Consider the following 22,205-nt stretch of genomic DNA (forward strand, 5'->3'; position numbering starts at 1 on the left):
CGGGCATTCTTCATGAATGTCCGAGCTGAAATAAGCGATGCCGTGTCTAAGTCTTGCCCGGTCGAGCGCGGCAACCCCGTGGTGCCGCTCGCCGGGGCTTCCACGTAGCCCGGGTGACCCGCCGCCAGTCCGAGCCGCCGGTCGGGCGCCGACGGCCGTACCGCGCTGCGCGTGCCGTCCCGAGGAGCACCGATTCGCGCCCGACGCGCCGCCCGGGCAGCCGTGAGCGGCCCCGCTCCGCTCGCTACTCGGTCGGGTGCTCCGCGTCAAGTCCCGACTTCCAGGGACATGACCAGCCACCGGCCTCTGGGGCCCAATGGAAGCACGGGCCCGGCAGGGCCCCCCGGACAGGGCCGGTCCTCGGCCCCCGGCCATCTCGACCACAAGGAGTCCACCATGATCCGCACGTCCTTCACCCAGCGTCTCGCCCTCCTCGGCGTCTCCGGGGTGCTCGCCGCAGGCGGCGCGCTGCTGCCCTCCAGCGCCTTCGCCGCACCGGCGGCGGCGCCGACCGCAGCCGTCCAGACGGCGCCCGGCCACCAGGCCCACACCGGCACCACAACCACGGTCAAGATCGAGACGTCGACCGTCAAACGCACCCTGTTTGACGGCCGGGTCAAGGTCACCAAGACCACGACGGTCACCAAGACGACCAAGAACCGCCACGGCAAGGTGATCAAGAAGACGGTCGAGAGGACGATCACCGTGCGGTTCCTCCCGGCGCCCGACGACGACTGAGTCGCTCGGCCCCCGAGCGGACCAGTAGCCCGGCACCCGTTCCGCGCCTCGTCCCACCCCGGTCGCCCACCGCCCGACGCACCTCGCGTCGGGCGGTGCCTGCGTGTACCCGCCGACCGCCGCCGGTGCCGGTGCGCGTCACCGGCGGAACCGGGAGTCAGGGCCTCAGCTGTCCTTCCGCTGCTGCCTGACCGCCCGGATCTCCTCCGTCGCGGCCCGGAACGCCGGAGCCGCCCGGGTGAAGTAGTCAAAGAGCACCTCCTGCTGCTCCGGCGTGTAGCCGGCGAGGACCTCGGCGATCCGCCGCCGCGCGGGCGCCACCACCGCCTCGACCTGCGCCAGTGCATCGGGGACGGCTTCGACGACGACCTTTCGCCGATCGGCGGGGTCTGCCGTGCGGCGGACATGGCCCGCGCGCTCCAGCCGGTCGATCAACCTTGTCGTCGCACCCGTGGTGAGTCCCGTGGCGGATGCCAGCTCCCCCGAGGTGAGCCCGCCCGCCAGGGTGATGCGGCTGAGTGCGTACCACTCGGACGCATGGAGGCCCGCCGCCTCTGCACCCGCCATGCCGTGCAGCCCCACGGCATCGACGTAGTCCCTAAAGACCGCCCGCCGGTCATCCCGCTCCTCGGTCGCCACATCATCCCCTTGCCTCTTATCTGCATCCGTGCAGATAATGCATCTGTGCAGTTACTGCACCAGTGTAGCCACATGGGGCCTCCCTTGCCCTGCCGCCCCCCGGACCGATCGAGAGGCATCAGCCGTGAACGTCAAGGCCGTCAAACGCACCGCCCTCATCACCGTCGCCGTCCTCGCCCTCGGCGCCGGCAGTGCATACCTCTACCTCGACGCCACCTCCGACGTCCGGCGCACCGGTGCCCGCGCCTGCACCGACGTCATCCCCGCGGGGGCCGGCCGCCCGGACGGCGAGGCTGTCTGCGGCGTCCTCGATGCCCTCACCGCCGCCTGGGGACGGGGTGATGCGGACGCGTACGGTCGCCTGTTCACCGAGAACGCCACGTACACCACCTACATCGGCAGCCACTACGAGGGCCGCGACGACATCACCGAAGGCCACCGGGCGCTGTTCAAGGACTTCGTGAAGGGCAGCAAGCTCGCGGCCACCTACCTCGACATGCGCTTCCTCGGCAAGGACGTCGTCCTGCTCACGGGCCGCGGCGACGACTACACCGGTGGCAAGCCCGCAGCCGAGGAGCTTTCGAAGGTTCAGACGTACACCCTGGTCCGCGACGCCGACGGGGCGTGGCGGATCGCCGCCTTCCACAACACCCAGCGCCGGAACGTGATGGAGCGCTTCTCTTTCCTCTACTCCCCCGGCACGGCCCCCAAAGCCGAGAAGTGACCCTTGCCGTCGGCCGCGGGTCTTGTGTGATGCGTCCGATGGACCCATGATGTGCGTCCATCGGACGCATAGGAAACGAGGCGGGGCGTGGAGCAGACGACGAGCACTCAAGGACACCAGGAGCCGGACCCCGGGACCGGCCCGGCGGCAGGAGCCGGTCCGGAGGCCGTTCCAGGGGGCGGCGGCGGGGACGGGCTGCGCGGCAGTGCGTTCGTGCCGCGGCAGGAGGACCTCGAACTGCCCCTGCCGCCCGTCTTCACCGATCCCGCGCAGGAGCGGGAGCACCGCAAGCAGCGGCTCGCCGGCGCCTGCCGCATCTTCGGCCGGCTCGGCTTCTCCGAAGGGGTCGCGGGACACATCACCGTGCGGGACCCCGAGCACCCCGACATGTTCTGGGTCAACCCGTTCGGCATGTCGTTCCGCCACATCCGGGTCTCCGACCTGATCCTCGTGGACCACGAGGGACAGGTCCGCCACGGCAGGCGCCCGGTCAACCGGGCCGGATTCGTGATCCATTCCGCGATCCACGCCGCCCGCCCCGACGTGGTGGCCGCCTGTCACGCCCACGCCGTGCACGGCAAGGCCTTCTCCAGTCTGGGACGCCTGCTGGCCCCGATCACCCAGGACGCCTGCGCCCTGTACGAGCAGCACACCGTCCACCGGGACGGCGCCGGCGCGGTGGTGGTCGACGAGGAGGCCGGACGGCAGCTCGCCGCGGGGCTGGGGCCGCACAAGGCCGTCATCCACCAGAACCACGGCATCTTCACCGTCGGCGAATCCGTCGACGAGGCGGCCTGGTGGTTCATCTCCATGGAGCGCAGCGCCCAGGCCCAGCTGCTGGCGGAGGCTGCGGGAACGCCGCACCTGATCGAACCCGAGGCCGCCCGGCACACCCGGGACCAGACCGGGTTCCCGCTCGCGGGCTGGTTCTCCTTCCAGCCCCTCTGGGACGAGATCGTCCGTACCGAACCCGACCTCTTCGAGTAGGCGCAGCCGTCCATGACACTCCCCCTCGAAGCCGGGCCCGGCCCCCACGAGCCCGGATCGCCCGCCTGGTGGCAGGCCCGGTACGCGGAGCGCGGCCGGCGCAGGCCCCGCCAGGGCGGGCTGACGCTCGACCGGATCACCGCGGGCGCGCTGGAACTGACCGACCGCGAAGGCCTGGAGGCGCTCACGATGCGCCGGCTCGGCGACCACCTCCAGGTCCGCCACACCTCTCTCTACCGGCACGTTGCGAGCCGGGAGGAGCTGCTGATCGAGACGGTCGACCACATGCTCGGCGAGATCCGGCTGCCCTCGCTCGACGGGGACTGGCGGGCCGGCCTGGAGCGGGGGGCCAGGGAGTTCCGCCGGGTCCTCGCGGCACACCCGGCGGTCGTCCCGCTGCTGACGACCGGTCAGCTGTTGGGTCCCAACGCCCTGCGGGCCCGTGAGCACGCCCTCGCGCAGCTCCTCGCCCACGGATGGGCCCCGCCGGCGGCCGTCCACGTCTACCTCACGGTCACCCACTTCGTCATCGGTGCCGCCGTACTCGATTCCGGCGGCGCGGCCCGTACCGCCGCCCAGCGCGCCGCGATGGCCGAACTGTTCGCGGCCCTCTCCCCCCTCACCCACCCGGTGGTCCACCGCCACGCCGAACTGCTCAACTCGCTCGACTCCGAAGCCGAGTTCGAGTTCGGCCTGCGGACGCTGCTGTACGGGCTGGGCCACCTGCACGCCGAGGAGGCTTCGGCATGACCGGCGGACGCGTCCTGCCGCCCCTGCGCCGGTGGACCGAGGGCGGCACTACCCTGCGGATCGGCGGTCACTCGGTCTTCGTACGCCAGGACGGGCCCGCGCACGGCGCGCCCGTCACCCTCCTCCACGGCTTCCCGACCTCCTCCCACGACTGGGCCGCCGTCGTCCCGGCGCTCGTCGTGGCCGGGCTCCGCGTCACCACGCTGGACCTGCTCGGCTTCGGCGAGAGCGACAAGCCCCGGCGCCACCGCTACTCGGTGCTCGACCAGGCCGGGCTGGTCGAGGAGGTCTGGCGCCGGCACGGGACCGGCAGCACCGCCCTGGTCGCCCACGACTACGGGGTGAGCGTCGGCCAGGAGCTGCTGGCCCGCGACCCGGCCCGGATCACGCGCATGGCCTGGCTCAACGGCGGCCTCTACCCCGATCTGCACCGCCCCGTGCCGATCCAGCGCCTGCTGCACGGCCCGCTGGGCCCACTGCTCGCGCCGCTCACCACGGAGCGGCGGTTCGCCGCGACCCTGCGCGCCGTACTGGGGCGGCCGGTCCACGACGAGGACATCCGCGACCTGTGGGCGGCCGCGTCCCGCGCCGGCGGGCACCGCCTCGCGCCGCGCCTGCTGCGGTACATCGACGAGCGCCGCCGGCACGCCGTGCGCTGGAGCTCGGCCCTGGAGGGCTTCCCCGGGCCCGTGCTGTTCGTGTGGGGGCCGGCCGACCCGATCAGCGGGGCCCATGTGCTGCCCCGGATCCGGGCGCGCATGCCGCAGGCCCGGGTCGTCGAGCTCGCGGGACCGCCGGCCGTCGGGCACTGTCCGCAGCTGGAGGACCCGGAGGAGGTCGCGGCGGCACTCACGGCGTTCCTGGCGCCGTGAGGGGGACCGGCGAAGCCCCGGGGCAGGCCGAGTGCCCGCGCACCCGGCTCAGCCCACGGCGTTCATGACGAGCGCGCCGATACGCCCCTCGTCGGCGGCGTACCGACCAGCTCCGTGAAGCGGGTGGCGAAGATGGCCGGCGACGGGCAGCCGACCGCGAGGCAGACCTCGGTGACGCCGAGGTCGCCGCGTCGCAGCAGCGCCGTGGCGTGCTGCATGCGGCGTGCCGTCAGGTAGGCGTACGGCGACATGCCGTAGGCGAGCCGGAACCGGCGGCTGAGGTGCCCGGCGGCCATGTCCGCGCCGCGGGCCAGCGCCTCGACGTCGAGCGGCCGTGCGTACTCCCGGTCGATCCGGTCGCGCACGCGGCGCAGCCGCGAGAATTCGCTCAGGCGCTGCGCAGCGGTGAGTGCACGCGCCCACGCGGGACGGCACATGGGAGAGCCCCTTTCAGCGAGGTGCCGCATTCATCGAGGTGTCGAACGGCCGGCTCAGCGGAGCTCTTGGATGCGGATCAGGTTGCCCGCGGGATCGCGGAAGGCGCAGTCGCGCACGCCGTACGGCTGCTCGGTGGGTTCCTGGACGACCTCGGCGTCGCCGGCCTGCACCTTCGCGAAGGTGGCGTCGAGGTCCCGGGTGGCCAGCAGGATCCAGCCGTAGGTGCCCTTGGCCATCATCTCGACGACGGTGCGGCGCTCGTCTTCCGTGATCCCGGGGTCGGCGGCCGGCGGTGCCAGGAGGATGGACGTGCCGGGCTGGTCGGCGGGGCCGACCGTGATCCATCGCATCCTGCCCTGACCGACGTCGCTGCGGACCTCGAAGCCGAGGACGTCGCGGTAGAAGGCCAGGGAGGCGTCCGGGTCGTCGTGCGGGAGCGAGGTCGTGTGAATGGTGAGGTCCATGGCACTCACGGTAGTTCCCGCGCGGTGGCCGGCGCTTCTCCGATCCTGATCCATCTGTGCGGGGAGGGTCCGCCAACCGTCCGGGCAGCCGATGGTGTACGAAGTCTTTCGTGAACGAACAGATCCAGCCCTCGACCGTCCGGGTGTTCATAGCGCTCGCCCCGCCCGACGAGGCGAAGGAAGAACTGGAGCGCCGGCTGCGGCCCTCCTACGAGGCATACCCGCGGATGCGGTGGAACCGCATAGAGGACTGGCACATCACTCTGGCGTTCCTCGGCGAGCTCCCGGTGGCCGCCGTTCCCCTCCTGCAGCCGCCGCTCGCGGAGCTCGCGGCACGGCGTCGGCCCCTACTACTGGCACTGCGCGGCGGCGGGCACTTCGACGAGCGGGTGCTGTGGAGCGGGATCGAGGGAGACCTCGACGGGCTGCACGAGCTCACCGCCGAGGTCCGCCGCGTGGTCAAGGAGTGCGGTGTCCCCTTCGAGGACCGGCCCCTGCGCCCCCATCTGACGCTGGCCAGGTCCCGGCGCGACGACCCCTCCAGCGTCGTGAAGGCCGCCGGTGAACTCGCGGCGTTCAGCGGCGTCGGGTGGCATGCCGAACGCCTGCACCTGTGTGCCAGCAACATCGGCCGCGGCCCGGGACCGATCCACTACCGCGACATCGAGGCGTGGGACTTCGGCGGCGGCCGCTGAGGCCGGGACGGATTCAGAGCCGCTGGTACGTGCCGACGAGGGTGCTGCTCGCGAGTTCAGTGCCCTGTACGGCGCTGTGCACCGCCTCCACGCCGGGCCGGTCGTGCAGCCGGACCGGCTGCCCCAGCGCGAACAGCCGGAAGAAGTAGCGGTGCGGTCCGTGTCCGGGCGGCGGCATCGGGCCGCCCCATCCCACCGCCCCGAACCCGTTGGGCCAGGACCGCCCGCCGTGCGGTTCCCGGCCCTCCTCCACTCCGCCCGTCCACGGATCGATGCCCGTGACCAGCCAGTGCAGGAAGGTGCCTCTCGGCGCGTCCGGGTCCTCGCACAGGAGGAGCAGCTCCGCGGTGCCCTCGGGCGCGGCCGTCCAGGTCAGCGGCGGTGAGATGTCCTCCCCCTCGCCGGTGTACCGGCGGGGGATCTCCGCGTGGTCGGCGAAGGCGGGGCTGGTCAGCTTGAATGCAGTCACGGCCGCCGCCCTACCCGCCCCGCCGGCCCCCCTACCGCCCCCGCCCTCCGATCCACCCACCCGGCCGAGCCGGATCCGCTATTTCACCGAGCCGGCCATGACGCCTTGGACGAAGTGCCGTTGGAAGGCGAAGAACACGACCAGCGGGACCACCAGGGACAGGAAGGCACCCGGCGCGAGGACGCCTATGTTGCTTCCGAACTGCCGCATCTGGGACTGCAGCGCGACCGTGAGGGGCTGGGACCCGCTGTCCGCGAAGAGCAGGGCCACGAGCATGTCGTTCCAGACCCAGAGGAACTGGAAGATGGCCAGGCTGGCGATGGCCGGGCGGCCGAGCGGCAGCACGAGCCTGGAGAAGATCCGCCACTCGCTGCCGCCGTCCATCCGGGCGGCTTCCAGCATTTCGCGTGGTATCTCGGCGAAGTAGTTGCGCAACAGGAAGATCGCGAACGGCAGCCCGTAGGCGACGTGGAAGAGCACGACGCCGGCGATCGTGCCGAACAGGCCCACTGCGCCGAAGAGTTTGGCCACGGGCAACAGCCCGATCTGCACGGGGACGACCAGCAGACCCACAACCACCAGGAAGATGGCGTCCCGCCCGGGGAAGTCCAGCCAGGCGAAGGCGTATCCGGCGAGTGCCGCGATGGCGACTACCAGGACGGTGGTGGGCACCGAGATGAGGACGGTGTTGCCGAAGGCCGCCGCGAGGCCGGAGTCCTTCAGCAGGGCGCCGTAGTTGTCCAGGGACAACTGGGACGGGTCGGTGAGCGCGGTCCACCAGCCGTCGGAGGCGTTGTCCCGCTCGGAGCGCATCGAGGACAGGAGCAGGCCCGCCAGGGGGGTGATCCATACCAGGGCGACCAGGATCAGCAGGACCTGGACGACCGAACTGCCCAGCAGGCCGGACAGCCGGCTCCTGCGGTGCGGTCCGGGCGCAGTACGTGCGGGGGCGGGCGCGGGCCGGGCGGCCGTCGTCTTCCGGGGCGTTCGGCGCTCGATGGTGCCGTGGCTGCTCATGCTCCGCTCCTTCGGTAACGCCGGATGTTGAAGACCATCGCCGGGACGACCAGCAGCAGGAGCACCACGCTGAGCGCGCTGCCGAGCCCCTGGTCGTTGCCGCCGCCGAAGGAGACCAGCCACATGCGGGTGGCCAGTACGTTCGCCTCTTCCTGGACCGGTCCCGGTGCGATGATGTAGACGAGGTCGAAGACCTTCATCACGTTGATCACCAGCGTGACGAAGACGACGGTGAGCACCGGTGCGAGCAGCGGGACGGTGATCTTGCGGAAGATCTGGCCTTCGGTGGCTCCGTCCATCCGCGCGGCCTCCAGCGCGTCGCGCGGAATGGCCGCCAGTCCGGCGCCGATCAGGACCATGGCGAAGCCGGTCCAGACCCAGAGGTAGGCGCCGATGATGGCCGGTGTGACCAGCGCGGGGCCGAGCCAGTTCACGCCCTGGTAGGGGGCGGCGAAGTTGGCCGCGGGCAGCCGGACGGTGTACTCGCCGTCGGCCAGCCCGGTGAAGCGGAACGAGCCGTCGTCGGCGGCGGTGGTGGTCGCGGCCACCAGGCCGTCCCGTACGGCTTCGACGGTCATACCGGGCAGGCCCTTCTCGCCCGGGTCGACCCGGCCCGGCGTGCCGGCGCCGCCGGGGGCGAAGTCGAGGTAGACCACGCCCCCGATCTCGTGGGGGCCCGGTGCCGCGGCGGCCGCGGGCTGCGCGCCGGCGGGCATCGCGTCGGGTGCCACTCCGACCAGGCCGAGGCTGACCGACCGGCCTGGGCGTACCCCCTCCCCGGTGCTGTACGGGCCGCCCGCCGCGCCCGTCAGCCCCTGGCCCTCGCGGGCCCGGGCCGTCGGGTAGGCGGCGGTGTCCTCGAAGGTGTCGTGGACGCCGACGACGACGGCGTTGAGTACGCCCCGGCCCGGGTCCTGTTCGTAGGCGAGCCGGAAGACGATGCCCGCGGCGAGGAAGGACACGGCCATTGGCAGGAAGAGCACCAGCTTGAACGCGGTTGCCCAGCGCACCTTCTCGGTGAGCACGGCGAGCATCAGCCCGAGGCCGGTCAGCAGCACCGGGGCGACGACGACCCATATCGTGCTGTTGCGGATGGCCTTGAGGGTGGCCGGGTCGTGGAGGATCGCCGCGTAGTTCCCGACTCCGACGAAGCGGTCGCCGCTGGCGTCGAAGAGGCTGCGGCCGAAGGAGAAGACGACGGGGTAGACGACCAGTGCGCCGAGCAGGAGCAAGGCCGGCAGGACGAAGACGACCGCGAGGCGGCGCTTCCTGCGTTGGGCCCGGCGCCGCGGGTTCGCCGCGGCGCCGGTGGTCAGGGTGGCAGCCATGGCGGCGCCTCAGTTCCCGTAGGCCTTGGCGGCCTCGGCTTCGAGCTTCGCGGCCGTGCCCTGCGGGTCCGAGGGGTCGCGCAGGAAGTCCTGGAGGAGCTTCCACTCGCCCGCGCCCTTGGTGCCGCCGAACGCGGCCGGGGCCTGGTCCGACATGTCGAAGCGGACCGAGTCGCCCGCGGCGATCAGCGACTCGGCGGTGCTGCGGGTGGTCTCGTCGCCGTACGCGAGCGGGTCGACCTTGGAGTTCGGGGACAGGAAGCCGCCCGCGCCGGCCCAGATCTCGGCCGCCTCGGAGCCGGCCAGGAATTCGAGCAGCTTCATGCCGGCCTTGCCGTTCTTGCCGTCCTTGAGGACGACGGCCGCGTCACCGCCGCTGACGACCGGCGCCTTGCCGCCGTCGACCGCGGGGAACGGGAAGAACTTGGCGTCCACGCCGGGCTTCCTCCCGAACTGGTCCTTGGCGACGCCCCCGACGAAGTCCCCCTCGTAGACCATGCCCGCTTTGGCCTCGGGGCCGAAGACCTGCTCGACCGAGGAGGGGAAGTCGGTGCCGAGCGCCGCCTGCGCGCCGCCGGCGACGAGCTGCTTGTCCTTGAAGAGTTCACCGAGGGTGGTCAGCGCCTTGACGACGCTGTCGTCCGTCCACTTCAGCTTGTGCTGGGCGAGCTGGTCGTACTTCTCCGGCCCGGCCTGGGAGAGGTAGATGTTCTCGAACCAGTCGGTGAGGGTCCAGCCGTCCTCGCCGGCCACGGCGAAGGCGGGGCGGCCGGAGTCGGCGAGGGTGCGGCCGGCCTTGAGCAGGTCGGCGTAGGTCTTGGGCTCGCTGACGCCGGCCTGGGTGAAGGCCTGGGGGGCGTACCAGACGGTGGACTTGTGGGCGGCCTTGAAGTAGAGGCCGTAGTAGGTGCCGTCGACGGTGCCGTAGTTCTTCCAGACCGGGGCGAGGGTGGAGTCGGCCGTCTTGGCGGCCTGGTCGGACAGCGGCTGGAGCCAGCCCGCCTTGGCGAACTGCTGGAGCACGCCCACCTGGGGGATCATCACCACGTCCGGCGCGTTCCCGCCCTCGATCTTGCTCCCGACGAAGGTGGAGACGTTGTCGCCGGAGGGGACGAAGACCGTCTTGGCGCCGGTCTTCTCGGTGAAGGCGTCCAGGACCTTCTTGAAGTTCTTCTGCTCGCTGCCGGTCCAGACGCCGGCCACCGTCACGGTCTGGCCGCTGAGTTCGCCGCTGCTCGCGGGTCCGGTGGTGCCGCCGCAGGCGGTGGCGCAGGCGGCGAGGGTGAGGGCGGCGGCCGATGCGGTGAGCGCGGTCCGTCGGGTGGTCTTGCCGGGTCGTCGCATGGTGGGGTCCTTTTCGAGGGGGTACGGGGACTGCGGGGCGGGGCGCGGCGTCACTCGGGCCGCTGGTTCACGGGGTCGGGCACTCTGCCGTCCACCAGGCGGCGGTGGCCGCGGGGAGCACGCCGTCGGGGCAGGGTCCGCTGGCGAGCAGGGGCGTGCCGGCGACCGGGGCGGGCACCGGTTCCGTTCCGAAGTTGACGGCGCAGACCAGGCCGTCGCCGCGGACCATGGCCAGCACCTGCGGGGGCGACTCCAGCCAGCGCAGGGTGCCGTCGCCGAGCTGGGGCAGGCTGTGCCGCAGCTGGAGGCCCTCGCGGTAGAGGTGCCAGAAGGAACGGGTGTCGGCCAGGGCGCGGTCGGTGGCGTGCTCGGCGAACCACTCGGGCTGCGGCAGCCAGGGCTTGGCGCCGGCCGCGCCCTGGCTGAAGCCGAACGGGGAGGCGTGTCCCGACCAGGGCAGCGGCACGCGGCAGCCGTCCCGGATGCGCTTGCGGCTACCGGTGCGGTGGAAGATCGGGTCGGTGAGGACCTCGTCGGGCAGGTCGAGCACCTCGGGGAGGCCGAGCTCTTCGCCCTGGTAGACGTAGGCCGCGCCGGGCAGCGCCAGCATCAGCAGTGCGGCGGCCCGGGCGCGGGCGGCGCCCAGTCCGCTGCCCTCCACCCCGGGCTCGCCCGCGTAGCGGGTGACGGTGCGGACCTGGTCGTGGTTGTTGAGCACCCAGGTGACGGTCGATCCGGTGCCGGCGATGTCGCGTATCGCCTCGGTGATCGTCGCGCGGAAGGCGCCGGCGTCCCAGGGGGCGCTGAGCAGGTCGAAGAAGAAGGCCTGGTGCAGTTCGTCGGGGCGGACGTATGCGGCGTGTTCGCGTGCGGTCGGCACGGACACCTCGCCGACGAGCAGCCGCTCGTGGCCGTCCCGGGCGGCGTACTCGTCGCACACCGAGCGCCAGCGGCGCCACACCCCGTGGACCTCGGGCTGGTTCCAGGCCAGCTGGTTGACGGAGTCGCGGGCGCGCTCGTCGGCTCCGGGGTCGTCCGAGTCGGGCAGCTCGGGGTGCTTGAACAGTCCGGCGGCCACGTCGATGCGGAAGCCGTCGACGCCGCGGTCCAGCCAGAAGCGCAGGACCCGCTCGAACTCGTCGCCGACGGCGGGGTTGCGCCAGTTCAGGTCGGGCTGCTCGGGCGTGAAGAGGTGCAGGTACCACTCTCCGGGGGTGCCGTCGGCCCCGGTGGTCCGGCTCCAGGCGGGTCCGCCGAACATGGCGCGCCAGTTGTTGGGCGGCTCGCTCCCGCCGGGGCCGCGGCCGGGTGCGAAGTGGAATCGGGAGCGGGGTGCGCTGCCCGGCTCCGCTGCGAGCGCCTCGCGGAACCAGGGGTGCTCGCTCGAACAGTGGTTGGGGACGATGTCGAGCAGCAGCTTGAGCCCGAGGCGGTGGGCGTCGGCCACCAGGCGGTCGAACTCGGCCAGGTCGCCGTAGACGGGGTCGACGCCGCAGTAGTCGGCCACGTCGTAGCCGTGGTCGTGCTGCGGGGAGGGGTAGAAGGGGCTGAGCCAGATGCCGTCGACGCCGAGTTTCCTGAGGTAGGGAAGCCCGGCCCGGACGCCGGCCAGGTCGCCGATGCCGTCCCCCGTGCTGTCGAGGAAGCTGCGGACGTAGACCTGGTAGATCACCGCGTCGCGCCACCAGGAGTCCGGTGCGGTGGCGCTGCGGGAGGGGCGGCCGGTGTCGGCCGGAAGGGTGCTGAGCATCTCGCGTCGACCTGTTTCTACTGAATGCGAGAGCGCCCTGGATCAGGTGCGCTGTTATGCATGCATGTTAAGTAGCAGCGACGGGAAGGTGTCAACGATGCGTCTGGAAACAACCGAAAGCTGGGATGGTTTGTACCGAAGTGAACCGGTGCACACATCAGGGCCCCTACTTAACATGTAAGTAGAGGCCCTGGAGGAGGCGACGGAGTGGGCTCAGCCCCTGCGGGAGATGGTCCCGAGCTCGCGCGCAAGCCGCGCCACCGCCTGCTCGGGCGTCTGGCGCAGCGCCATCACGTCCTGCGCCACGGCTTGTACGGCGAGGCTCACCTGGTCGTAGCGCGGGCTCTTGGGGCGCGGCACCGCCGACAGCACGCTCTGGCGGAGCGTGGGCAGGTACGGATAGGCACGGATCAGCTCGGGGTCCTCGTACAGGGCGGCGCGCACGGGCGGCAGCGAGCCCTCGGTGAGCACCTGGCGCTGGACCCGTTCGCTGGTGAGGTAGGAGATCAGATCGGCCGCGGACGCCGGGTGGCGCGAGCGGCTGCTGACCGCGAGGTTGGAGCCGCCCAGCACGCTGGTGCCGGGCCCGTCGGATCCGGGAAGCGGTACCGCACCGAACCTGCCGGCGACCTTCGAACCCTGCGCGCTCGCATCCGCGTACACGTAGGGCCAGTTCCGCAGGAAGAGCAGCCGGCCGTTTTGGAACGCCCGCCGGGACTCCTCCTCCTTGTATCCGAGCGCCTCCCTGGAGATCCAACCGTCCCGCACGCCGTCCGCGAGGAAGCGCAGCCCGGCGCGGGCCGCGTCGGAGTCCACCGCCACCCGGGAGCCGTCGTCGCGCAGGATGGAACCGCCCGCCGAGTGGACGGCCTCCGTGACGTTGACGGTGAGCCCTTCGTAGGGCAGGAACTGCCCGGCATAGCCGTCCAGGCCGTGCTTCGGGGCGATCGTGCGGGCCTGGCGGACCAGTTCGGCCCAGGTGCGCGGCGGCTTCTCGCCCTCCGCGTCCAGGACGTCCTTGCGGTAGTAGAGCAGTCCTGCGTTGGTGACGTACGGGACCGCGTACAGCCGGCCGTCGAAGGTCGCCGTGTCGACCACGGGCCGCAGAAAGGCGTCCAGGGGGAAGCGGTCGCGCTCCAGCGGGGAGATCCACCCGGCCGCGGCGAACTCGGAGGTCCAGGCGACGTCGATGTTCAGTACGTCGAAGCGGTTGCTGCCCGATCGCAGCTCGCTGATCATCTGGGCGCGGGACTCGTCGGCCGAGTCGGGCAGCTCGACGAGCGTGACGCGCTCGTCGGGATGGCCGTCGTTCCATTCGTCGAGCAGCGGGGAGAGGTAGTCGGTCAGGTCCCCCGCCGTCACGAGCGTCAGGGGACCGCGCGCCCCGGAGGCCACGCCCCCGTCGGAGCGGACGCCGAAGCCCGCGTATCCCGCCACCACCACCGCCGCGACCAGGAGAGCTCTACCCGCGGCACGCATCCACCGCATAGGTTCCTCCCAGTGCACGATCCGGCTGCGCCGCCGACCATCGCCGCCTATATATACCCGTTAGGCATGGGCGATACTAGACGCCCAGGCAGACAAGACGGATGGCGGCGCCACCCGGTCCGCTGCCGAGTGAACGGTTGACTACGGATCGGGAAGGAGGGGGAGCGAGTGCGGCTGCCGCTCCTGGCACTCCTCACCCGTGGCCCTGCCCATGGTTACGAGCTGAAACAGGACCTTGAGAAGCTCCTGGGCGCCGCGTACCCTCAGCCCAACGTCGGCCAGATCTACGTCACCCTCGGGCGGCTGGAGAAGAGCGGTCTGATCGAAGGCGAGGACGTCGAACAGTCGGGCCGGCCCAACAAGCGCACGTACAGGCTGACGGACGCCGGGCGCGAGGCCGTACTGGCCTGGTTCGACGACACCGCCGAGGAGCCCCGGGTACGGGACGAGTTCTTCATGAAACTCGCGCTCGCGCCGCAGTCGGGTCTCGCCGACCCCGTCGCGCTGATCAACAAGCAGCGGCGGCAGTACCTCAATACGATGCGGGACCTGTCGAAGCTGGCCGCAGCCGAGGACCGCGACAACAAGATCTCCCAACTGCTGATCGAGGGCGCCATGCTGCACCTGCAGGCCGACCTCGACTGGCTGGAACGCTGTCAGGAGGAGCTGGAATGAGCGACGACGCCACCGCCGCTCCTGCCGTACCCATCGTCCGCGCCGAGGGTCTGACCAAGACGCACCACGGCGAGGGCACGCCGGTGCACGCCGTACGCGGTGTGGACCTGACCGTCCGGCCGGGCGAGTTCGTGGCGGTCACCGGGCCCTCGGGAGCCGGCAAGTCCACCCTGCTCCATCTGATCGGCGGCCTCCAGCGGCCCGACAGCGGCAAGCTGTGGATCGGCGGAGAGCGGGTCGACGCATACCGCGAGGCCCGCTGGGCCGTTCTCCGGCGCCGCAGCATCGGGGTCGTGTTCCAGTTCTTCAACCTGGTCTCCAACCTCACCGTCGCCGACAACGTCGAACTGCCCGCCCTGCTCGCCGGCGCCTCCCCCAAGGCCGCCCGCGCATCCCGGGCCGAACTGCTCGGCGAACTCGGCCTCGAAGGCCGTGAGCGCTCGATGCCCGGGGAGCTGTCGGGCGGGGAGCAGCAGCGGGTCGCGCTCGCCCGGGCCCTGGTCAACCACCCCGCGCTGCTGCTGGCCGACGAGCCGGCCGGGAGCCTCGACAGCAAGGGCACCCGGGAGGTGCTGCGGCTGCTCTCCCGGTTCCACCAGCGCGGCCAGACGATCATGATGGTCACCCATGACGCCCGGATGGCCAGCGCCGCCGACCGCGTCATCAGCTTCTTCGACGGGCGGATCGCCGACGACGCGCAGCTCGGTGACGGGCGCGGCGGGCGGGCCGGCGGCGTGTCCCGCGTACTCGAACTGAAGGAGTGACCGTGCGGGCCACGCTGCGCTGGGCGCACGCCGACTTCCGCGCACACCGCGGCGAAGCCCTCTTCGTCGTACTGGCCAGCGCCGGGATCATCGCCTCGCTCCTGCTCGCCGGAGCGCTGTTCAGCTACGCGGCGAACCCCTGGCAGCGGATCTTCAACCAGTCCCAGGGCGCGCACATCTGGCTGCACACCCGCGCCGGGGCCGACCTGGACGCCCTGTCCCGCCTGGACGGGGTCACCGCCCTCTCCGGGCCGTACCACACGGCGGCGACGACCGTCGAGTCACGCGGCGCGCGGGCCGGGGTGGCGCTGCGCGCGACCGCGGCCGTGCCCCCGGAGACAGGGCGGCCGCTCCTCACCGCGGGCAGCTGGCTGTCCCCGCCGGACGGCGGCGCCCGCGCCGCAACCGTCGTACTGGAAAGCTCGGTCGCACGGGCGCTGTGGGCGGAGCCGGGTGACACGGTCCGGGTCACCGGACCGGACGGCGCCGCGCACGCACTGCGGGTGGAGGGCATCGCCGAGGCGGCCGAGCCCCGCTACCAGCCGGGCGGCGCACCCGGCATCGGCTGGGTGCTCCCGGCCACGCTCGACGAGATCGCCCACGCGGACACCGGGCAGAGCGTGGGGCTGCGCCTGAAGGATCCGGACGACAGCGATTTCGTGGTCCAGCGGGCCGTGACCGTCCTCGGCGCCGACCGGGTGGCCCAGGTCACCAAGTGGCAGCAGGCGCGGGCCGAGGCAGGCGGCGACGACCGTCTCCTCGGGCAGATGTTCGCCGTCTTCGGGCTCGGCGCGCTGCTCGCGGCGGCGCTCGCCGCATCGGGGGCGATCGGCGCCCGCGTCCGCGGCCAGCTGCGCGACATCGCCGTCCTCAAGGCCGTCGGCTTCACCCCCGGCCAGGTGACCCGCGGCTTCCTCGTGCAGCACCTGGCCTTCGCCCTCCTCGGCGTGGCCCTCGGCACGGCGGCGATCGCCCTGCTGGGCGCCCGGATTCCCGGGCGGATCGGCGAAGCGGCGGAGGTGTGGCAGGACCTGCCGGGCCACACCGCGCTCATGGCCGGTGTTCCCTGCGGCGCGGTGCTGCTGATCGCGGCCGCCACCGGGCTCTCGGCCTGGCGGGCCGGGCGGGTGCCGCCGGTGCCGGTGGCCCGGGCGGCGCTGCCGTCCGCCGCTCCGATGACCGCACTCGGCAGGCGGGCGCTGGGGCTCCGGGTGCCCCCCGCGCTGGTCCTGGGGTGGCGGGCCGCGTTCCCCCGGCGCGGCCGGACGCTGGTGCCCGTGGTGCGGCTCGCCCTGCCGCTGGTGCTCATCACGGTCGCGCTCGTCGCCTGGTCGACGCTGGACCAGTTCCGCAGCCGGCCCGCGCAGATGGGTCTGCCGGCGGCGCTGACCGTACGGGCCGAGCAGCCCGCCGGGCCCTCGGACGCGGAGCTGGAGAAGACCCTCCGGGCGGTCCCGGACATCGCTGCGGTCCATCCGGGGGCGGAGATGGCGGCGCTCGTGCCGGGCCAGACCGGCACCATCACGCTCCGTGGACTGGGTACGGCCCGCAACCCGTATCCCTCCGCGGTGGTGGAAGGGCGCGGGGTCGGCGGCCCGGACGAGGCCGTGGCCGGTCAGGGGCTGCTGGATCTCCTCGGGGTCCGCGTGGGCGACTGGGTGCGGACGACCGTCGAGGGACGGCCGCAGATCCTGCATCTCGTCGGCCGCACCGTCGAACCCGACTCCGGCGGCCGCGTGATCACCACGACCATGGACGCGCTGCGGGAGCGCGATCCGCGGCTGCGGCCGGAATTCCACGCCCTGGTGCTGCGCGAGGGCGCGGACCCGCGGACGGTGGGCGCCGCGCTCGCGGGGGTTGCGGGTGGAACGCTGGAGATCCGGGAGACGCCCAATCCTGCCGACCGGCTGGAACCGGCTCGGGCGGTGATCGCCGCCCTGATCGCGGTACTCGCACTGATCGGGCTGACCGAACTGCTGACGCTGATCGGCACGGGCGTACGCGACCGGGGCCGGGACCTGCTCGCGCTGAAGGCGATCGGGCTGACGCCCCGGCAGATCGGCGCCATGATCGTGACGGCCGCGGGACTGACCACGCTGGCCTCAGCGGTGGTGGGGACGGCGGTGGGTGCGCTGTCCGGCAGCCGGCTGGTGGACGCCCAAGGCGCTTCGAGCGGGATAGGCGCGGGGATCGCCCACCTGCCGTCGCTGCCCGTGCTGTTGACGGTGATCGTCGCGGCGGTGCTGGGTGCGGTGGCGGCGGCGGTACTGCCGGCGACACGGGCCGCGCGGCGGCGCTTGGCGGACTCGCTGAGCGAGACCCTCTGACCTGGTGACCTGGCACGTGTCGCAGAAGCGCCCGTCGGCCTGCGCGCGGGCGCGGCAGGACGGCCGGGAGCGCCGACCCGCCCGCCAGGGGGCTGCCCGCGGCCACCGTTCGTCGCGGTGGCCGCGGGCGGGTCGCAGTCCTAGCGGAGCTGCTCGGTCCGGCTGGCGACGAGGCGGCCGCTCGCGAAGCCTTCCACCCGGGCGAAATGCGCGGTGGCCGCGTCGGGCACGGTGACGTCGGCCTGGCCGTCGGCGAGGTCGACCGAGGCGCGGGGCCGCTGGTCGACGTAGACGTCCAGCCGGTCGATGTTGGTGGCCTTCACCTTCAGGCGCAGGGCGCCGTCGGTGGTGTCGGTGCCCGTGATGGACACGGCGTGCGGCGTCAGGCTCTGCAGGATCCGGCCTGCCCGCTCCAGCAGGTCGACGTTGTCCTCGCGCAGGTCCGCGCGCGTCATGTGGTGGAGCTCGTCGGGCGTGACGCCGAGGTCTTCGACGGGGGTGCCGGAGTTGTCGCGTACGCGCAGTGTCCGGCGGATCGCGACGCGCATGCCGGCGTTCTTCGGCAGCGGTACGTACGGCGAATCCGGATCGCCGTCCAGGAGGTCGGCGAGGAGCTCGTGGGTCCACACGTTGGCGCCGCCGGCGCCCGTGCACTGGTCGGTGCCCAGGACCGGGCCGATCGCGTGGTCCTGGAATCCGGCGGAGAAGATGTCGGTGGCGGAGTAGCAACGGGCGTTGGTGACGAGCACGACCGGACCGAAGTACTGCTGGCCGATCGAGTTGGCTTCGTCCTCGGGACTGAGCGGGAAGGCACCGGAGTACACGGCCCCGACCTCGACGGCCTGCTCCATGGACGGCACCCACGCACCGAGGTTGATCCGCGGGTCGTCCTGGTGCTTCCTGCAGATGCGCAGGTTCAGCGGCGTGTTGATGAACTGCACCGGCTCGGGGGTGATGTGGGCCGGTGTGAAGAACTGCAGGGCCAGCTCGGCCGCCAGGACCAGGCCGCCGCCGTTGTCCCGGACGTCGAGGATCAGGCCGCTGTCCGGCAGCTTGCGGATCAGCCGCAGGAGTTCCTCCAGATAGGCCTGGAGGTCGTCCACGCTGAAGGTGAAGATCCGCAAGTGGCCGAAGGTCCGGCCGGAGATCTCGACCGTCCGGGCGCGGAAGACCTTGGGCATGTTGGTGGCGATCTCCCCGGCGCGCAGTTCCGGGGCGGGCTCGCCGGCCTCGACCGCCCTCGTCTGGGCGACGACCCGGGGGGCGAACAGCAGCACCTTGGCGCGGCTGATCTCGTCGGCTTCGAGGTCCAGCCCCTGGGCCGCCGCCACGGTGCTCACCGAGCCGGTGTCGACGAAGGCGGGCAGGTTGTCGACGATCCTCCAGCTCTCGCGGAACTCGCGCTTGGTCCCGGCCGAGTCGAGGTAGCTCACCGTCACCCACTCCTCGAACGGGGGGAGGTGGATGCGCAGCGGTCGCAGGGTCAGCGACTGCACGCCGCGGCTGCGGCGGGCCTCGGGGTTGCTGCCGGCGAACCGGGCGGCGTTCAGGTCGACGGCGTCGGCGATGGGGATGCCGCTCCAGTGGGTGATCTCGGTGCCCGGCCCGAATCCCGGGGCTGAGAAGCCCTCGGCCACGTGCGTGACCATGAAGTGGGCGCCCTGTTGGTCGGTGTACCGCTCGACGAGGAACGGCAGGAAGGCGATCTTGCCGGCGAAGGGCAGCGGGAGCAGGTAGTTGGTGTGCAGGTCCCTGACGGAGTGGAAGACCTCCGACATCTCGGAGTGGAACATCCACTCCGGCGGCATGGTCTGGGGTGTCTGCCGCTCCAGCCGGTGGATCAGCAGCCTCAGCCGCTGGATCGGGTTGACGGCGTGCATCGCGGACTTGAGCGGCAGGTGGACGTAGTTCTGCTCCAGCAGGACCAGCGCCTGGGCGGCGATGAGCCGGCGCTCGTCCAGTGTCAGCGCGCCGGCTCCGCGCAGGAAGGTGGCCAGGTCGGTGGAGGCCGCCAGATGCTCGCGCACCGGTTCGGCCGCCTTCGGTACGAAGTCCGGGATGCTCCTGTCGGCTGGGTCGTTCATCGCGACTCCTGAAGGTGGGGCGGATCTCGGGGCTGTCGCCGTCAGTTATCGGGCGGCTCACTGGCCGCAATGAGTCGCGCACGGGTTCTTCCCCCGAACGGGCGCGCCCCGCATGCACCCGGGCCCTCCCCTGCGAAGGCCCTATCCATCACCTGTGACATGTGAAATATTACCTGCGCTCCACTCCACTCCCCCGTCCCAACTCACCGGAAGGTACGCCACGTTGCGCAGACTCGCTGTGGTGGGAGCGGCGATATCCCTCGCCCTCCTCACCACCCCCGCGCTCGCCGCCACCGCGCCCCCACCCCCTCCCCCGGGTGCGCAGCAGCCGTCCGAGCAGGCCGCCGCACCGCCGCCCGCGCCCCTGGAGCTCCAGCGCCAGGCCCTGCGCCGCCAGGCTCTCGAAAGCGTGGCCGCCGGCGGCCCGGCCGCCGCCCTCAAGGCGGAGGCCGACGGCACGCTCCCGCGCCGGGCCAAGGTCGGCAAGCGGTACGTCGAACTCGCGCAGGAGCGCAAGGACAAGGTCTTCGTGATCCTCGCCGAGTTCGGCGACCAGGTGGACAACACCACGGAGTTCGAGGGCAAGCCCCGCTTCGGCGGTACTCCCGGCCCCCGCCACAACACCATCGGCAAGCCGGCCGCGAACGACAACCACACGCTGTGGCGCAAGGACTTCGACCGGTCCTTCTACGAGCGGCAGTTCTTCTCCACCGACCCCGAGTCGGCGTCCATGCGGGCCTACTACCGGCTCCAGTCCTCCGGCCGCTACGACATGGACGGCACGGTGTCCGACTGGGTCAAGCTCCCCTGGAACGAGGCCCGTTACGGCACCGACAACTGCTCCGAGCCCGGCCAGTGCCGCACCAACTGGGACCTGATCCGGGACGCCACCGCCTCCTGGTACGGGGCCGAGCGCGCGAAGGGCCGTACGCCCGAGCAGATCAAGGCCCAGCTCGCCGAGTACGACGTGTGGGACCGCTACGACGCGGACCACGACGGGAACTTCGACGAGCCGGACGGCTACCTCGACCACCTCGTCGTCGTGCACGCCGGCAAGGACCAGACCTGGGGCGGCGGCGCCCAGGGCAAGGACGCCGTCTGGGCGCACCGCTGGTTCGCGTACTGGAACCAGGCCGGCAGTGCGGGCCCCGAGGGAAACAAGGCGGGCGGCACCCCGATCGGCGACTCCGGCATCTGGGCCGGCGACTACCTGACCGGCGGCGAGAACAGCGGGGCAGGCCTGTTCGCCCACGAGTTCGGCCATGACCTGGGGCTCCCGGACCTGTACAGCTCGGACGGGGACAACAGCGTCAATTTCTGGTCGCTGATGTCCTCGGGCTCGTACCTCGGCAAGGGCCGCAACACCACCGGCGCATGGCCCGGCGACCTCGACCCCTGGAGCAAGCTCCAGCTCGGCTGGCTGGAGTACACGGAGGCCGACGCGGGCCGCAAGACCCGCGCGGTACTGGGGGTCTCGGGCTACAACACCGAGGATCCGCAGGCGCTGCTGGTGCACCTGCCACCCTCGCAGACCCGGACCGAGCTGACCGACCCGTACGAGGGCGCCAGCCAGTGGTGGAGCGGTACCGGGGACTTCATGGACAACACCCTCGGGCGGGCCGTCGACCTCACCGGATCGACCGGGCCCGCCCGACTGGACGCCAGGGTCTGGTACGACATCGAGCAGGACTTCGACTTCCTGACGGTGGAGGCCTCCACGGACGGCGGCACCACGTGGACGGCGCTCCCCGGTACCGTCGGCGGCAGCGCCATTCCGGCGAAGGGCGTGTCCGGGACCTCGGCCGGCTGGACGGAACTCGGCGTCCCTCTCGACGCGTTCGCCGGGCGGAGCTTCCAGCTGCGGCTGCGCGTCACCTCCGACGGCAACACGCACGGCAAGGGCGTCACCTTCGACGACATCCGGATCACTGCGGACGGGCGCGAGCTGCTGCGCGACGGGGCGGAGCAGGGGGCGAACGGCTGGAGCGCGGTCAAGTGGTCGCGTACGGAGGGCCGCACGGGCAGCGAGCAGCACCCCCGCGCCTACCTGGTCGAGAACCGGCGCTACACCGGCTACGGCGCCCAGCTCAAGACGGGCCCGTACAACTTCGGCTTCACCGGCGACCAGGTGGAGTTCTACCCGTACCAGCAAGGCGTGCTGATCTGGCTGTGGGACACGGCGTACAGCGACAACACCACCAAGGCCCACCCGGGCGGCGGCCTGCTGCTGCCGATCGACGCCCGGCCGGATCCGCTGCGGAATGCGGACGGCTCCCTGCTCAATGCCCGGGCGCAGACCTTCGACGCGCCGTTCTCGCTGCGGGCGAGCGACCGGATCGTGCTGCACAAGGCGGGCACGCCGACGGTGATCCCGTCGCGCCCGGGGGTCTCCGTCTTCGACGACCACCGGGGCTCGTACTGGAACGCGGATCTCCCGCAGGTCGGGGTCAAGGTGCCGGACACCGGGACCCGTATCGCGGTGGTCAAGGAGGCGGCGGGCGGCGCACTGACCACGGTTCAGCTGAGCCCGTCCCCGTGATCCCTGCGCTCCGGCTCCGCTGAGCGGACCGCCCTCCCCGTTCGCGGGGAGGGCGGTCCGAGGCGGTTCCACGGGGTGTGTCGGACGTATGCGGCGGTGCGGGTCGCGCCGGT

20 protein-coding genes are annotated in these 22,205 nt (G+C 72.1%); 10 read left to right on the forward strand and 10 right to left on the reverse strand.

Annotated features, from left to right (window positions below):
* Nucleotides 1-396 precede the first annotated feature (396 nt).
* Nucleotides 397-738: a hypothetical protein gene (locus AC0666_RS28375; protein WP_468963936.1), complete on the forward strand. Its 342-nt coding sequence runs from the start codon at nt 397-399 to the stop codon at nt 736-738.
* A gap of 165 nt (nt 739-903) precedes the next feature.
* Here AC0666_RS28375 and AC0666_RS28380 read toward each other — a convergent pair whose 3' ends face one another.
* Nucleotides 904-1,377, reverse strand: a complete 474-nt coding sequence (locus AC0666_RS28380) for a MarR family winged helix-turn-helix transcriptional regulator (protein ID WP_468963935.1) — start codon at nt 1,375-1,377, stop codon at nt 904-906.
* Between the two features lie 124 nt (nt 1,378-1,501).
* Here AC0666_RS28380 and AC0666_RS28385 point away from each other — a divergent pair, with 124 nt between their 5' ends.
* The 4 genes from AC0666_RS28385 to AC0666_RS28400 all read left to right on the forward strand — a co-directional run bounded on the left by AC0666_RS28385 (nt 1,502) and on the right by AC0666_RS28400 (nt 4,710).
* Entirely contained in the window at nt 1,502-2,101 is a 600-nt protein-coding gene (locus tag AC0666_RS28385; protein ID WP_468578883.1) for an SgcJ/EcaC family oxidoreductase, read from the forward strand.
* Between the two features lie 213 nt (nt 2,102-2,314).
* A complete protein-coding gene (locus tag AC0666_RS28390; RefSeq protein ID WP_468579581.1) occupies nt 2,315-3,088 on the forward strand; it encodes a class II aldolase/adducin family protein in 774 nt (257 codons plus the stop codon).
* Between the two features lie 12 nt (nt 3,089-3,100).
* Nucleotides 3,101-3,838 (forward strand): TetR/AcrR family transcriptional regulator, encoded by a 738-nt coding sequence (locus tag AC0666_RS28395; protein WP_468963933.1) that lies wholly within the window; start codon nt 3,101-3,103, stop codon nt 3,836-3,838.
* Entirely contained in the window at nt 3,835-4,710 is an 876-nt protein-coding gene (locus AC0666_RS28400; RefSeq protein WP_478708590.1) for an alpha/beta fold hydrolase, read from the forward strand. Before AC0666_RS28395 ends, AC0666_RS28400 begins: the two co-directional genes overlap by 4 nt.
* A gap of 62 nt (nt 4,711-4,772) precedes the next feature.
* On the opposite strand, the gene AC0666_RS28405 is transcribed toward AC0666_RS28400, so the two are convergent.
* Nucleotides 4,773-5,147 (reverse strand): helix-turn-helix transcriptional regulator, encoded by a 375-nt coding sequence (locus AC0666_RS28405; protein ID WP_468963931.1) that lies wholly within the window; start codon nt 5,145-5,147, stop codon nt 4,773-4,775.
* Between the two features lie 54 nt (nt 5,148-5,201).
* A complete protein-coding gene (locus AC0666_RS28410; protein WP_478708591.1) occupies nt 5,202-5,612 on the reverse strand; it encodes a VOC family protein in 411 nt (136 codons plus the stop codon).
* A 110-nt stretch (nt 5,613-5,722) separates the two neighbouring features.
* Between AC0666_RS28410 and thpR the strand changes: the two genes are divergently transcribed.
* On the forward strand, nt 5,723-6,307 hold the full coding sequence (thpR, locus tag AC0666_RS28415) for an RNA 2',3'-cyclic phosphodiesterase (RefSeq protein ID WP_478708592.1): 585 nt from the start codon (nt 5,723-5,725) through the stop codon (nt 6,305-6,307).
* Nucleotides 6,308-6,320: 13 nt separating this feature from the next.
* On the opposite strand, the gene AC0666_RS28420 is transcribed toward thpR, so the two are convergent.
* From AC0666_RS28420 to AC0666_RS28445, 6 genes are all read right to left on the reverse strand, one after another.
* The gene (locus tag AC0666_RS28420) at nt 6,321-6,776 is read right to left on the reverse strand and encodes a YbhB/YbcL family Raf kinase inhibitor-like protein (protein WP_468963928.1); all 456 of its coding nucleotides are present in this window, start codon (nt 6,774-6,776) and stop codon (nt 6,321-6,323) included.
* A 78-nt stretch (nt 6,777-6,854) separates the two neighbouring features.
* On the reverse strand, nt 6,855-7,793 hold the full coding sequence (locus tag AC0666_RS28425; protein ID WP_468963927.1) for a carbohydrate ABC transporter permease: 939 nt from the start codon (nt 7,791-7,793) through the stop codon (nt 6,855-6,857).
* Entirely contained in the window at nt 7,790-9,121 is a 1,332-nt protein-coding gene (locus AC0666_RS28430; RefSeq protein ID WP_478708593.1) for an ABC transporter permease, read from the reverse strand. Before AC0666_RS28430 ends, AC0666_RS28425 begins: the two co-directional genes overlap by 4 nt.
* Nucleotides 9,122-9,130: 9 nt before the next feature.
* Entirely contained in the window at nt 9,131-10,465 is a 1,335-nt protein-coding gene (locus tag AC0666_RS28435; RefSeq protein WP_468963925.1) for an ABC transporter substrate-binding protein, read from the reverse strand.
* 67 nt (nt 10,466-10,532) lie between these two features.
* Nucleotides 10,533-12,215 (reverse strand): glycoside hydrolase family 13 protein, encoded by a 1,683-nt coding sequence (locus AC0666_RS28440; RefSeq protein WP_468578897.1) that lies wholly within the window; start codon nt 12,213-12,215, stop codon nt 10,533-10,535.
* 213 nt (nt 12,216-12,428) lie between these two features.
* Nucleotides 12,429-13,703 carry an ABC transporter substrate-binding protein gene (locus AC0666_RS28445; protein ID WP_478708594.1) on the reverse strand — a complete coding sequence of 425 codons (1,275 nt, stop codon included), beginning with the start codon at nt 13,701-13,703 and terminating at the stop codon, nt 12,429-12,431.
* A 168-nt stretch (nt 13,704-13,871) separates the two neighbouring features.
* On the opposite strand from AC0666_RS28445, the gene AC0666_RS28450 reads away from it, so the two are divergent.
* Genes AC0666_RS28450 through AC0666_RS28460 form a run of 3 tightly spaced genes read left to right on the forward strand, consistent with a single transcriptional unit; the run spans nt 13,872 to nt 17,469 of the window.
* Nucleotides 13,872-14,378, forward strand: a complete 507-nt coding sequence (locus tag AC0666_RS28450; protein ID WP_356849982.1) for a PadR family transcriptional regulator — start codon at nt 13,872-13,874, stop codon at nt 14,376-14,378.
* Nucleotides 14,375-15,142: an ABC transporter ATP-binding protein gene (locus AC0666_RS28455; protein WP_468963922.1), complete on the forward strand. Its 768-nt coding sequence runs from the start codon at nt 14,375-14,377 to the stop codon at nt 15,140-15,142. The genes AC0666_RS28450 and AC0666_RS28455 overlap by 4 nt, the downstream gene beginning before the upstream one ends.
* Before the next feature lie 2 nt (nt 15,143-15,144).
* The gene (locus AC0666_RS28460; RefSeq protein ID WP_478708595.1) at nt 15,145-17,469 is read left to right on the forward strand and encodes an FtsX-like permease family protein; all 2,325 of its coding nucleotides are present in this window, start codon (nt 15,145-15,147) and stop codon (nt 17,467-17,469) included.
* A 140-nt stretch (nt 17,470-17,609) separates the two neighbouring features.
* On the opposite strand, the gene AC0666_RS28465 is transcribed toward AC0666_RS28460, so the two are convergent.
* Nucleotides 17,610-19,553, reverse strand: a complete 1,944-nt coding sequence (locus AC0666_RS28465) for a S41 family peptidase (RefSeq protein WP_468963920.1) — start codon at nt 19,551-19,553, stop codon at nt 17,610-17,612.
* A gap of 223 nt (nt 19,554-19,776) precedes the next feature.
* Here AC0666_RS28465 and AC0666_RS28470 point away from each other — a divergent pair, with 223 nt between their 5' ends.
* Entirely contained in the window at nt 19,777-22,092 is a 2,316-nt protein-coding gene (locus AC0666_RS28470) for an immune inhibitor A domain-containing protein (protein WP_478708596.1), read from the forward strand.
* Nucleotides 22,093-22,205 lie beyond the last annotated feature (113 nt).

It is taken from the genome of Streptomyces sp. NPDC043680 (assembly GCF_056436685.1).